This is a genomic window from Sinomicrobium sp. (assembly GCA_029266035.1).
Lineage (GTDB): Bacteria > Bacteroidota > Bacteroidia > Flavobacteriales > Flavobacteriaceae > Sinomicrobium.
Map to the genome: position 1 here is coordinate 49,913 of JAJUFH010000009.1, position 13,927 is coordinate 63,839.

7 protein-coding genes are annotated in these 13,927 nt (G+C 40.9%); 3 read left to right on the forward strand and 4 right to left on the reverse strand.

The features are described from left to right. Nucleotide 1: 1 nt before the first annotated feature. From ACYZZR_RS06345 to ACYZZR_RS06360, 4 genes are all read right to left on the reverse strand, one after another. A complete protein-coding gene (locus ACYZZR_RS06345; RefSeq protein ID WP_461533156.1) occupies nucleotides 2-2,575 on the reverse strand; it encodes a heparinase II/III domain-containing protein in 2,574 nt (857 codons plus the stop codon). 24 nt (nucleotides 2,576-2,599) lie between these two features. Next, a complete protein-coding gene (locus tag ACYZZR_RS06350) occupies nucleotides 2,600-4,321 on the reverse strand; it encodes a RagB/SusD family nutrient uptake outer membrane protein (RefSeq protein ID WP_461533157.1) in 1,722 nt (573 codons plus the stop codon). Nucleotides 4,322-4,340: 19 nt separating this feature from the next. Then, the gene (locus ACYZZR_RS06355; protein WP_461533158.1) at nucleotides 4,341-7,463 is read right to left on the reverse strand and encodes a SusC/RagA family TonB-linked outer membrane protein; all 3,123 of its coding nucleotides are present in this window, start codon (nucleotides 7,461-7,463) and stop codon (nucleotides 4,341-4,343) included. A 157-nt stretch (nucleotides 7,464-7,620) separates the two neighbouring features. Further along, nucleotides 7,621-9,219 (reverse strand): hypothetical protein, encoded by a 1,599-nt coding sequence (locus ACYZZR_RS06360; RefSeq protein ID WP_461533159.1) that lies wholly within the window; start codon nucleotides 9,217-9,219, stop codon nucleotides 7,621-7,623. Nucleotides 9,220-9,529: 310 nt separating this feature from the next. Here ACYZZR_RS06360 and ACYZZR_RS06365 point away from each other — a divergent pair, with 310 nt between their 5' ends. The 3 genes from ACYZZR_RS06365 to ACYZZR_RS06375 all read left to right on the forward strand — a co-directional run bounded on the left by ACYZZR_RS06365 (nucleotide 9,530) and on the right by ACYZZR_RS06375 (nucleotide 13,788). Continuing rightward, on the forward strand, nucleotides 9,530-11,035 hold the full coding sequence (locus ACYZZR_RS06365; protein ID WP_461533160.1) for a sulfatase: 1,506 nt from the start codon (nucleotides 9,530-9,532) through the stop codon (nucleotides 11,033-11,035). Between the two features lie 75 nt (nucleotides 11,036-11,110). Beyond that, nucleotides 11,111-12,283 carry a glycoside hydrolase family 88 protein gene (locus ACYZZR_RS06370; RefSeq protein WP_461533161.1) on the forward strand — a complete coding sequence of 391 codons (1,173 nt, stop codon included), beginning with the start codon at nucleotides 11,111-11,113 and terminating at the stop codon, nucleotides 12,281-12,283. Nucleotides 12,284-12,393: 110 nt separating this feature from the next. After that, complete coding sequence (locus ACYZZR_RS06375; protein ID WP_461533162.1) at nucleotides 12,394-13,788, forward strand: sialate O-acetylesterase; 1,395 nt, start codon at nucleotides 12,394-12,396, stop codon at nucleotides 13,786-13,788. Nucleotides 13,789-13,927 lie beyond the last annotated feature (139 nt).

Here is a 13,927-nt window from a genome sequence, read left to right on the forward strand (position 1 = left end):
ATTAGTTATTTATTTTAAATTCAAAGCCGGTAATTCTAAAATTCCCTGCCTTGCTGGTATTGAACAAGGATAAGAAGTCTTCGTAGTTTGTCCCACCTTTTAGCGAAATCCCTAATTCTGAAACATCTACCATTTTTCGTTTGTGTGTTGATGTTATAGTCACTTCCTTAACCTTTGCATGATCTTTTCCGGTATACACCATCATTTTTCCCGGGAGCTGTCTGTTGACAATAGTACAGGATTCTCCTTCGCCTAAAAACAAAAAGCCTATTTTGGAAAGCTGAAAACTTACAGAAGTATCAATATCACTGAGGTCCAGCCCCAACATATAACCTTCATTTTTTTCTATACCATTGCCTTCCCCTCCCCTGACTCCCAACAAGCCACTGGCCGATCGATCGATACCGGCATTAACTATGCCTCCTGAATCAATTCTTTTAGCATTGATTCGGAATTTGAAAGACTTGTTGTACACACCTTTGATATCTATCTTTCCATAAGTATTCCAATCGGGAGTTTCTAAGGGGTAGACATCTCCTGAAGGCCCTATTCCTATGGGAGAAGAATCAGATGAAACCTTGTTGCCCTCAGTAGCTGTACTCGGATTTGGAGCGTCCAGAATAATGGTGTTGCTTTTTAATTTCAGATCTGATTCACCTTCTTTAAGGGTAACTGTAAATTTCACTTCAGTATTCGCAGGTACAACAGCATCAAACCCAAGCATTATCGTCCCCTTATTTTTCTGGTTGTAATCTCCGTACTTGTAATTGCCGAACTCACATTGGTACTGACTGGGATTTTCGGAAGGTCGGATGGCCAATTTTACCGGTATATCTGTATCTACCTTAAACAGCATGGTCTTTCCTTTCTGAGAGAGCTTGATAGTTCTTTTGTCAACAATTTCTACAGCTGCCCTAGTGACCATATTCCAACGGAGATCAACAGCTTTGTCATTAGTCTCTAGAACATCTTCTATCTTCAGATAATCTCCATCTACAATTACCGCTTTACGGGTTGCAGTCTTTAACTCATTATCAAAGTTAAGCACCGAGGTAAGATCTACTTTAGCCCCCATTTCAGCTTTCTTTTCAAAGGTTTCTACTATCTCTGCCTTGCCCTCAACATTATGACGTTGATTATTGATAGTCAATGTATTGTGATTCAGGTTATTGTATCTGAATATATCCCATCGCTGTGCATCCTGATCGAGGTTCCACAGATCTACTCCTTTAGATTCTAGGGTAATATAACTCTGAAGGCCAAAATCCATAGCCCATCGCAGATTGCCTGTATCGTACACAAAGGTGCCTTGATCCATATGCGAATGCCCGTCGGAGGCGCTACCGCCCTTGATACCGAGATATTTTACATCCGGACCCTCCCAGCCTGTACGAACAAAAGTTACCGGAGTGATCCCGTGACCGGTAAACATATTTTGAGTCGGTGTCTTCACCTCAGACAGTGTCAACCCTTTTCCGAAGACCAAGGCATTAGGCAATACTCTTTCGATATCTGAGGACACAACCTGGTTGTACACTCCGCTGCGGATCATATCGATTTCTTGATACACCAACGACGGATCGTCCAGTTTTTCGGCAAACCAAAACATAGAAGAACGTGCAGTTTGCCTAGGCCCACAGTCGTAATAATTAAAATAATCACCCGAAGGTCCTCCAGAAAAGAGCATATAGTAGGACGATTCGAGAAAGCCTGGAGCTTTTGAAAGTCCATTATCCGAACCCAAAGCACTCTCTAGGGCTGCAATCATCATAACCTGAAAGGTAGTACCATAATTCCAATATCCCGGTCCCTCCGGGTAATTTCCATCTGGAGCATAGGCCTCAAGAGGTAATAAATTGGACTTTAAGGAACGTTCTATAATGGCAATTGATTCGTCCTTTTCATCTTCCATTATAGCCAAGGCGCCAAAGACCAATCCGGCGTTACACACAGAATTCCAATTGCTGTTCTTGTCTAAAAACCAGGCATCTTTTTTCACATACGAAGGTTTAAAGGCCTTTTCCACTATAGCCTTCCTCACTTTTTCCTTAGTATTTTGCTGCAGATCGTAGTACAACCAATCGTAGGCAATAGACACTGCCATACACATCTCCCCGACATCGAGGAAATGCGAAGGGTTCCAGCTTTCAAAATCACAGACCGCATTGAGTTCTTCCTCCGCCTTGTTTAGGTACCTGGAATCTCCTGTTATGCGATACGAATACGACAGGTAATACAACCTAGTAAGTGCCTTACGGGAAACTGCCAGTAGTCTTTTCCCTCTCTTTTTAAAGATTAAGGGGGCTTCAGTGAGCAAATCGTCCGACACTTGCTGTATATAGCTATCAATCGCTTTAAACTCCGGATTTCTCTTTAGTGATGCTTTTAGCTCTTCCGATCCATCCTTGTTCAGCAATAACCTCGGATGTTCAGCTATATCAGCATAGTTATAAGAAAGCTCTGAAGTAGCGTTTTGTGCTAAGAGCTCTACACTTACAGCAAGAGCCAACACAGCAAAAACTCCCTTTAAAATCCTCTTATACTTACGGTTAAACACTCCAAATAAAGTCTTCATTTATCCAATTTTTTGAGCTATACACTACCAACCATCTCTTTGATCAAGTTGCTGATTTATAAGTGTTTCCTGTAACGGATAAGGCAAAAGAAGGTGTTTAGTTCTATCAAAATTTTCTCCTGCAGACAAATAGGTTTGATGATACAAATCACTTGCACTATACGCTTCATTGTTTTTAATAGCTGCATCGGTTTCCTGTAATTTTTCTTCTAACATATGCCACCGTATCAAATCCTGTTTTCTCAATCCTTCGAAACACAATTCCCTCAACCTTTCGTCTACTATTTCTTTAAAAAAATCATCGTGATTAAGGCTTCCTGTATAAGGTTCTAAACCAGCTCTTTCCCTTACGATATTAAGGCTGTTGACCGCTGCATCATTAGCTGGATTGGTTCCATATCTTCCTCCTATAATTGCTTCTGCATGCATCAATAATACATCTGAATACCTCAAAATTGGGAAATTGATACTAGTAAAATTAGGGTCCTTATCCGAACCTGGCGTTGAATTGAGGATGGTATAAGGGGCATCAACCATAGATCCGGCCGCTTTCAAAGCTTCCATATCTGCCGGTTCCCATCTTCTAAATTTGCCTATAGCGTATTTCTGATTTAAGGGCTTATCGAGATAATAGCGCATCGTATATCTTTGCGTAGAATTGGAATATTGGTTGCGATATCCGGCCAAACTCCACTCTCTCCTCGCATCTTCGCCAGAATACGCATTGTAAAGCGGTAGTGCAGCACTTACATTAGCAAAACCACGAGGAATATCGGCAGTCCCAGTAAATGACACCCCATTAATATTCCCCAATCTCCCGTCAACACGCAACCCCATTTGCTGAAAGTTACCAAAGGAAATCTCGAAGAGAGATTCCTTGAGGTCGTACCTATCTTGTAAATAAGTCAGAAAATGATTTCTATAACTCTCAGGATCTACACTGTAAGGTACAATACTATGCCAACCGTCATTGATAATAATCTCACACTGCTGCTTTGCCTTTTCAAAGTACTGTTGCCTATTCTCGAAGTAACAATCTGCATCGTTGGCTGCCAAATAAGGCTGAAAGCCTCCCATCTTTAAATAGAGTCGAGCAAGAAGCCCATGTGCCGCCATTTTATTGGGTTCACCGGGAACATAGTCTGGACTTTTGGAATGTAGCAAATGTTCAGCCGCAAACAAATAGTCTTTTTCTGCCTGGCTGTACACATCAAATACAGGAGACGGAGGTACGTGATTGTCTTCTTGTGAAGAACTTGGAGTAAGTCTCAAAGGTACCGGTCCGAACCAATTTGCAAGGGTAAAATATGAAAAGGCTCTCATAAAACGTGCCCTTGCAAGAAGATTGTTGTACTCTTCTTGTTCAAACATATTCGGATCCAAGTTGGTTTCAAACTGATTAACAAACTGAATTACTGTGTAAAACCTCAGCCATACATTACCAATTTTATCATTTGAAGGAGTATGTAAATACAAGGCAGGATCCCACGAGGTGTTATTAGGTGTATTTGTATAAGTCTCATCTGTTCCGGCTTCTATGACCACATTGAAATTCCAGCCGTATACATCGTCGTTAGCAATGGTTCCGTATATTCCTGCCAGAGCTAGCTCAGCTTCTTCTTTAGAAGAGTAAAAGGACTCAGCTTTCCAAGACGACTTCGGCTCTACTTCCAGAAAATCAGAACAGCCTGAAAAGACAAAGACCAAAAGGAGTATGGTTGCGAAGTAAATATTCTTTTTATTCATGTCAGTATCTTTATGTTTTTTAAAATGTAAGCTCTATTCCTCCAGATATCGTTATACTTTGCGGATAGGCGGAATAATCCAATCTCGGAGTCAAGGCTCCATACCTTCCCACCGATACATCGGGGTCATAACCCTCGTAATTCGTCCAGGTATATATATTTTGTGCAGAGACAGACAACCTACATCTCTTTATCTTGATCTTTTCAAGTAGTTCTTGCGGCAAGTTGTACCCTAACACAATGGTTTTGAGTTTCAAATAAGAGCCATCGTCAATATGCCTGCTATCCAATTTATAACCAAAAGGAGCTGTTAAATTCCTTCCGTCAAATCTCATTCCTCCTATATCTGTATCAGTATTGGTAGGAGTCCAGATATCGTTTAGAGAAGTCAATCCATTTCTTGTTATCTTATAGATACTTCCGAATTCGGATTTATTTCCGTTTAAAATATCGAAGTCATAGGCCCACTGTAGGAGAAATTGAAAATCAAAAGATCCAATTTTAAAACTGTTGGACAATCCTCCGATATGTTTGGGTTGCGGATTTCCTATTATAGTTCGGTCATCTTCATTGATCACTCCGTCTCCATTGAGATCTTTAAACTTTACCATCCCTGGACGCATTATAGTCCGATAAGTTGGCTGTCCTTCCTTTAATTGATAGTCACCTCCTACTATTTCAAAGTCTTCCATCTGATACAGTCCATCAAACTGAAGCCCGTACATCATCCCAACGGGATGACCTACACGGGTAGTATACTGGTATTCTGCTTGCATAAATTGGGCATCCCATTGAGGGTCGATAAGTATTTCATCCTGCCCACTGTTTAATTTTATTGTTTTAGTCCTATTAAAAGCAATATTAAAATCTGTACTCCAGCGGAATCGTTCTTTTCGAATATTGTCAAAGTTCAACGAAAATTCCACCCCTTCATTAGAGACCTCACCAACATTTTGTTGCACCGTGTTAAACCCTGTACTCAAAGCCATTTCGGCATTTAGCAACAAATCCTTTGTTCTCTTGTTGTAGTAATCAACCGTCAGACTAAAACGCTTTAAAAATTCTAAATCCAATCCGATATTCGTTTGGTCGGTTCTCTCCCAACGCAGATCAGGCACCGCCATATTGCTTTGGAAAGCTCCGGGTACAAACTCCTGGTTAGGACCTAATACGTATCCACTGGAAGAGTTGACAGCAAACATATTAAACGCATCAAAACTACCGATACGATTATTCCCGGTAGACCCCCACCCAGCTCTGATCTTAAGATCGGATATAGCATCTAATTTCTTCATGAACTCTTCTTGAGATATTCTCCATGCCACTGAAAAGGAAGGAAAGTAGCCCCATCTGTTTTCTTTTCGAAATTTTGAAGAACCGTCCGCTCTAAAATTAACTGTTGCGAGATATCGGTTTTTATAAGAATAGTTAAGTCGTCCAAAATAAGACAACAAGGCATTACTCGAATAGGAAGTCCCTGCTATTGTAGCCGTAGTTGCTATTCCTAAGTTATCTATACCAAATTGATCTGTGGGGATATTGGTATTCCTCAAATTTGAATTCCGCTGTGTCCATCGTTGAAGTTCAAGTCCGACAAGTGCACCATATCTGTGATCACCTTTCTGATCGTCGAATTTCAAGGTATTTGATGTTGAAAAAATATCCCGTCTATAATCATTTATCAAACCATTTATCCCTCTGTTTGTCCGAGTTGCTTCTTGAGTTTCTGCCTTATAAAACAAAGAATACTGATTAAAAGTAGCTCTGTAATTTCCACTTAGGCTAAGAGTGAATTTATCTAAAAATCTATATCTAAGTCCCAAAGTACCGGAAAGAAAATCATTCTTTACTTGCCGATCAGTATTATTTAATGTTTTGACAGGATCGAAAAGATAGGGATCTTGATCGTAAATATTTTCTTCGTCTGCGGCACTCCAATTAATAGGATCAACTGGCCTAAAAGAAACGGCATCTCTAATAACACTATTCCTCAAATTTGCAGACACTTGTAATCCCGTACTCCTTACATTACTGTAATCTATCTGTCCATTAACTTCAAGGTTTTCCTTTATTTTATGTGTAAACTTCAAGCGGTTATTAATTTTTCGATATCCGGTTGCTATAAGGGTTCCTTCTTGATCTAAGTAATTACCACTGTAATACAAGGTTGTTTTTTCATTACCTGTACTCAGGGAAAGACTGTGATTGGTAGTATATGCTGTTCTGAAAATCTCATCCTGCCAGTCGGTTCCTTTTACATTTCTATACAACTCGGGATCGACCCAGTTAGTTTCAAACATACTTACATTAATCCCAGGCACATAACCGTCGTTAGCATAAGCCAATTTCTCTCTGAATTTGGCGTATTCATAAGGCCCCATCACGTCCAGTCTGTTGGGGATTACCTGTATACGGGAGAAAGAACTTATATTGACATCAGTTTTTCCATCAGATCGTCCACCTTTGGTGTTAATTACGATTACACCATTGGCACCACGAGAACCGTAAATAGCCGTTGCAGAAGCGTCTTTTAGGATATCAAAACTTTCGATATCTCGAGTATTGATACTGGACGGATCGAAATCTTCAAGGGGAATACCATCTACCACATACAAAGGTGAATTGTCGCCCGTAATCGAGTTTCCTCCTCTAATAACGATTTGCAAAGGACTTCCCGGTGTCCCGTCATTAGCAGTAACCTGTACCCCAGCTGCCCTACCCGAAAGGGCTTCATCAAAATTGGAAGTCGGGGCTTGCACTAACTCCTCCGGGGTTATCACAGATACCGAACCGGTAAGGTCTTTTCGACGCACTTCATCATAACCGATAACTACTACCTCATTCAGCCTTACTTGATCCGGCTCCATCGAGACATTAATCACCGTTTGACTAAACACATTTTTTTCTACTGTCACAAATCCTATATAGGAAAACACCAGTATATCTGATTGTTCTATACGTTCAAGGACATAATTTCCATCAAAATCGGTTGTGGTTCCTCTTTGGGTTCCTTTTACAACCACGTTTACCCCCGGTATTGGAGCACCCTCATCGTCTGTAATCGTACCTGTAACAGTCGTTTGTGAGAAAGCGCAAATTACCGGTAAAAACAGTAATACTAATAAAAGTTTGATTGGTTTCATATATTTATTTTTTGCTTTGGAAAACCTGTAGTGTGCCCTATCTTCAAAAGAAGAGACTTATACTAAGGGTTGTGATTGCGGCACAATACCCTTAGTAACAGCTCTAAGAGCAGTCTTCAAATAATTTATTGGTTTTATAAATAATTCGGATACAATATCAGTCTATCGGAATTTCTACTCCTTTGAAGTTAAAGTCGGAGAAGAAATATATTCCTCCCCTTCCCGGAACAACATCATTGTTTAATATTTCTCCTTCGAAATAAGACCTTATATTAAAAGCAACCGTAAAGTTGGGAGAAATCTGATCGACTGGTATATCGTACTCACATTTTATCCAATAGCCATTAACTGGTCTATCAGGGTTTTTTCTTCCATCGGGATCTGGTCCGGTTTGATACCCCGGATACGGTGTTCCAATAAATTCTTCTCCCCATTCATCGCTGTGCAATTGAACTGTAGCTCTCCTACATCTTATTACTTCATTTACTTGCGTCCAGGTACCGTTAAGCCAGTTTCCTTCAGGATCTCGTATATCTCCTCCAGTATAATCGGTAGAAATGTACACCTCCATATCAGTTGGTGTGCGCCCATCTGCCAAATAATTAACATAGTGAGCCTGATAATAGTATGTAAAAGAAAGCTTATAACCATACTGAAAGGGTGTCAGATCTTGAGTGTTGATTACGAGCCAAGTATCGTTAGGCTTTGTAGTGCTTGAACCGTTGGCATAGGTCTGACTACCCAAAATGGTTTGTGACGTATTCTCTTCGGGTCTGTCTGGAGGGCCCACATAATCTCGCATAGCCCCGTGTCCTAAATTACCCCAAATACTTCTTGCCTCACCCGGATTATCCACCTGAATTGAAAATCCTTCTCCTGATGTGGGAAATAGTCCAGAAGTTCTTAGGGTAGGATAAAATATATTAATGGTTTCGACAGGCATCTCCTCAGGCTTATCTGTAATAATGGTAGTTACCTTATCCTCAAACACCACCGATTCCTCCGTTATATTACTTATCACCTTAACAGTTGGCGATATAGTATCGTAAGTAGAATAAGCATAGCCGGGAGCAAGGGAGATCGATCCCGTTTCAGGGTCAATTTGCAATTTGTCCGTATAATCTACCAACTCAAAACTGACATCCGGATTGGAATTAGGCAGTATAGGCTCTCGAGTCTTACTCTCCGGATCTCCGTATACCAAATTCTGATTTTTAAGCGAGTAAATCAGATTGCTGGGTAAAAGTGGCGATACAAAAAGATGGAAAGCATCATCAAAGGTGGTTTCGTACTTTACCCCGTCAGACTCCGTAGTTACCTTTATAGTAAAATAATAATCCCCTACAGTAAATTCATGACCATCGGCTATAGAGATAATACCATTTTGAGAAGCATTTTCTGCCGTGTAAAATGTAATCGGATTTCCATTTTCATCCACTTTTCCCAATTCTGGATCTACTTGATAATCCCCTGAAGTGACTTCTCCAACGCTTATATACTCCATATAAGAATCGTCTAATACCGTACCGTCTTCTGTACTTATACTAACTATTTCAAAGGTAGGTGTGAGTCCACCTGTTTGGATTGTTGGAGCCGCTGTTACAATGGCTTTGGTTTCCCTTGCATCAGTAATGCTGGCGTATTTCAAATCTGAAGGAACCTGAAAGTCCTCCAATTCTGATTTAAAGGAGGACTCCTCACAAGCGATCATTGACATAATGCAGCACCACAGCAAAATCAATTTTTTATTTTTCATAATTTATTGATTAAAAAAAAGTGTATTTGGTTAATTTTTAATAACAAAATGAGATTTAAACAAATATCAAAAAAACAAACTACAATAAAGGGGGGCTTATTGTCTAATTCACGGGGGTATTTTGAGTGTTGACCCCATAACATCTCGCTAATTGCCGTCTCCAAAACCTATATCACCTTGATTATTTCACTTTGTAAAACAGATGGTTTACACCTCATGTTTAGACATTTACCCCCTGCTCTCCAAGTTAAAAACACACTATATTGTCAATTCTAAAAAAGAGAACTCCTCTCTTTAAAAAACTCAAATTATGAGATGTTCAATTGTCAAATATTTTCACTTTTTCAGCTCCCTTATCAGTTGCTTGTGCCTAGTCCCTTTAACGGCACAGCAGACCAATATTCAAAAAAAGAATATACTGTTTATCGCAGTAGACGACTTGCGTCCTGAATTGGGATGTTATGGTGCCAACTACATAAAAACTCCCAATATTGACAAACTAGCTACAGAAGGTATGCTGTTTGAAAACGCCTATTGCCAACAGGCAGTTTGTGCGCCATCGCGCAATAGTATTATGACCGGATTGCGCCCAGATGCACTGAACATATACGATCTAAGTACATTTTTTCGAACCACCGCACCCGATGTAGTCACCCTACCCCAACAGTTTAAAAACAATGGGTATACCACCGAAACCGTAGGAAAAATTTATCACACCGGTCACGGTAATCAAGACGATAGCCTGTCGTGGTCTGTGCCGAAATGGGATTCTTCAATTGAAAGAAAGAAGTTAAAAAAAATAAGGCATGGCGATACTACAGGGTTGGAATCTGACTTTCCCAGAATAAACGGAAAACGGCTTCCTTATTACAAATCTAATATGCCGGAGGAACAAATGTCGGACGCTATTGTAGCCCGTATTGCCGTAGAGCGAATACGCGCATTAAAAGACCAAGGCAATCCGTTTTTTATGGCCGTAGGGTTTGTAAGGCCCCACCTGCCATTTATAGCCCCTAAAAAGTATTGGGACCTCTACAATCCAGACGATATTACAATACCGGAACGGAAAGATCCCGTAGGAGCTTCAAAATACTCCCTACCCCGTTGGTCGGGCGAGTTGACCTCCTATCACGGTATGCTACAGTACAAAAAAGAAGGTGAACTCCCGGACGATCTCAGCCGAAACCTTATACACGGATATTACGCTGCAGTAAGTTTGATGGATGCACAAGTAGGCAAGCTGTTGAACACCCTCGACGAATTGGGTATCAGAGAAAACACCATAGTAGTGCTCTGGGGTGATCACGGTTGGAAGCTGGGCGAATACGGCAGATGGTGCAAACACTCCAATGTAGAGTTAGACACTCGCGTTCCGCTGATTATAAGCGACCCCGATCTCTTAAAAGGAAAAAAAACCGAATCGCTGGCAGAATTGGTAGATGTCTATCCTACCCTATGTGATTTGGCAGGAATAGAAAAACCTAAGCATCTGCAGGGAAAGAGTTTGGCAGCTGTATTAAAAAATCCGAAAAAGACAGTAAAAGAAGTGGCTATGAGCCAATACCCAAGAGGAAAGCGCTTAAAAGAAGATCGCACAAAATGGGAGGTAATGGGCTATTCCATTACCGATGGCCGCTATCGGTTTACGCGTTGGCAATCTTATAAAAATCCAAAAGAGATTTTAGACAGAGAACTTTACGATCACGAAGAAGGAAGAATAGACCTGACCAATCTTGTCAACTCAAAAAAACACCGCGCTATTGTACAAAGAATGGAGAAAAAACTGAACGAATTACTTACCGAGAACAGATTTTAATCTTTTCTTTTACAGATACTTAAATGTATAAACATTAATTAAAAAATTGTAAAACGATAAAACCTATAAACACTCATGAACCTATTTAGAATCACCGCTTTTTTGTCATTTCTTATTATTTTAAGCTGTGCTCCCAAAGAAAATAATACAACCCGATTAAAGGAAAGCGAACTGCAACTCCGCGCACTTCGAGAGTTGTCTGTAAAAGAAAACAACAACCCTCGAAGTACAAAAGACGGAGAAATGGTATGGACACATCAGCCCTACGACTGGACCGAAGGTTTTTGGTCGGGTACCTGCTGGATGCTCTACGAAGAGACTGGAGATGAAAAGTGGAGGGAAGCCGCAGAGGCGATTCAAAAACTCTATGTAGATCACAAAGACCTCACTACAGATCACGATCTCGGCTTTATATTCAACAACTCCTTCGGAAAGGCGTTTAGGATAACGGGTGATGAACAGTATAAAGCCGTGATGCTCGATGCGGCTAATTCACTGATTACCCGATTCAACCCCCAAGTGGGTTGTATACAGAGTTGGGATGTTATAGATAACTGGCAGAGCAAGCGAGGATGGTCTTTTCCCGTTATTATAGACAATCTCATGAATTTGGAATTGCTGTTTGAAGCCTTCAAAATCACGGGGGATCAGAAATACAAAGACATTGCCGTTGCTCATGCCAACACCACTATGAAGGAACATTTTCGAGAAGACGGAAGTTCGTATCACGTGGTAGACTACAATCCTGAAACGGGGGCAGTAAACAGCAGGATAACTGCACAGGGCTATGCCGACGAAAGTGCTTGGGCGAGAGGACAAGCCTGGGCGCTGTACGGTTACACCATGTGTTATCGCTATACAAAAGATGAGAAATACTTGAAAATGGCCGAAAAAATTTCAGGCTTTATCTTGTCTCATCCTAACTATCCGGAAGACGGGGTTCCTTATTGGGATTTTAACGCTCCTGACATTCCCAATGCTCTAAGAGATGCCTCGGCAGGAGCCATCATGGCTTCGGCATGGATCGAACTCGACAAATACTCTGATAGCGAATACCTTAATCGGGCAGAAACCATACTCAATACGCTGAGTTCTGAAAAATTCAGAAGTAAGTCTGAAAAAGATTATTTTCTGCTAAAACACAGTGTAGGAAGTATTCCGCATGGAAACGAAATAGATGTTCCTCTCAACTATGCCGATTATTACTATCTGGAAGCCCTGTTGCGTATCACAAAAAAGACATTGTGAGATCATTTTAAAAATCGTAATATTATATCCTGATAAAAAGACAATAAGTGAGTGGCCGTAAAATCCGCTCTGAAGTCTGTCCTGAAATTAATCGCCAAAACCCAATTAAAATGTTGCGAAAACCACTGTTTTTCATAAGTGTGCTGATTAGTACAGCTTGCTTTGCACAAACCAAATTAGGTGCTCTTTTTTCCGATCATATGGTACTACAGCGAGAGACGGAAGTTTCTATATGGGGTACCGACAATCCCGATACCAAAATCAGTATTTCTACAGAATGGGGTGAAAAAGCCTCTGCCGTGACCGATGCCGACGGTAAATGGAAACTGACCGTAAAAACCACCGATGCCGGTGATCCGTATACTATCGAGATCAAAGGATCGGAGAAAATTGTTCTCAGTGATGTTCTGCTTGGAGAGGTCTGGCTGTGTTCAGGTCAGTCTAATATGCAAATGCCGATGAAAGGATTCAACGGTCAACCCATAAATAACAGTAACGATATTGTGCTGAATAGTACCAACCCTCAACTTCGCCTTTTTCACGTAAAACGAGATATGAGTGATAATCCGAAGGAGAATTATGAAGGCAGCTGGAAACAAGCTACTCCTGAAGCCGTTTTTAATTTCAGCGCCGTAGCCTATATGTACGGCAGTATGCTACAAGAAAAACTGGGTGTTCCTGTGGGTATTATCAACAGCAGTGTGGGAGGTACCCGAGTAGAAGCCTGGACTAGAAACGAAGTACTGACCGACCCAAAACTAGGCGTGAAAGTAAAGATGGGTAAATCTGAAATGGACAAAAACAATGCTTCTGTACTTTACAACGCTATGATACATCCTCTTATCCCCTACGGCATTAAAGGCGTACTGTGGTACCAAGGAGAATCAAACAGAGGAAACCATGAGGAATACAAAACCCTTTTTCCCGCTATGATAAACAGTTGGAGGGAAGAATGGGGACTTGGAGATTTTCCGTTCTACTACGTTCAGATAGCGCCGTACGGATACAAAGGCAAAATCAATTCCGCTTATCTTAGAGAAGCACAATTACACAGCCTACAGCATACAACCAATACCGGAATGGCCGTTACCATGGATATAGGTAGTAAAGGCTCTATACATCCACCTGAAAAGAGAGAGGTGGCAAAACGCCTGTTGTATCTGGCACTTGCGAAAACATACGGTTATAAAGGTATATTGTACAACGGCCCTGTGTATAAGGCTATGGAAGTAAAAGACAATAAGGTGCATCTGAGTTTTGATTATGCCCCAAACGGATTGTTCAATTTTGGCAAACCACTCTCCGACTTTACTATTGCGGGTAAAGACAGAAAGTTTCATCCGGCAGAGGCAAAAATTACAAGAGGAAAACTTGTGGTTTGGAGCAAAGAGGTACCCGAGCCGGTTGCTGTGCGATACGGGTGGAGCAATTATTTGGTAGGTAGCTTGTTCAACCTCGCAGGACTACCAGCCTCATCGTTCCGTACCGATAATTGGGAAGAATGAGAAATAGGGAGTTTAACCTTGGAAATATATCTACTTTATCAAGTTGAGAACTACTGTCGATTTGTGTTCCACAAAGGGACAGAACAGTCTAAATCCGGAAGTAAATGCTCTTGTGTAAATTTTTTTTGTACATTCTGAT

What these genes read in the sequence shown, in the direction of transcription:
- ACYZZR_RS06350 (WP_461533157.1), bottom strand. Translation starts at nt 4,321, where the DNA reads ATGAATAAAAAGAATATTTACTTCGCAACCATACTCCTTTTGGTCTTT.
- ACYZZR_RS06360 (WP_461533159.1), bottom strand. Translation starts at nt 9,219, where the DNA reads ATGAAAAATAAAAAATTGATTTTGCTGTGGTGCTGCATTATGTCAATG.
- ACYZZR_RS06355 (WP_461533158.1), bottom strand. Translation starts at nt 7,463, where the DNA reads ATGAAACCAATCAAACTTTTATTAGTATTACTGTTTTTACCGGTAATT.
- ACYZZR_RS06370 (WP_461533161.1), top strand. Translation starts at nt 11,111, where the DNA reads ATGAACCTATTTAGAATCACCGCTTTTTTGTCATTTCTTATTATTTTA.
- ACYZZR_RS06365 (WP_461533160.1), top strand. Translation starts at nt 9,530, where the DNA reads ATGAGATGTTCAATTGTCAAATATTTTCACTTTTTCAGCTCCCTTATC.
- ACYZZR_RS06345 (WP_461533156.1), bottom strand. Translation starts at nt 2,575, where the DNA reads ATGAAGACTTTATTTGGAGTGTTTAACCGTAAGTATAAGAGGATTTTA.
- ACYZZR_RS06375 (WP_461533162.1), top strand. Translation starts at nt 12,394, where the DNA reads ATGTTGCGAAAACCACTGTTTTTCATAAGTGTGCTGATTAGTACAGCT.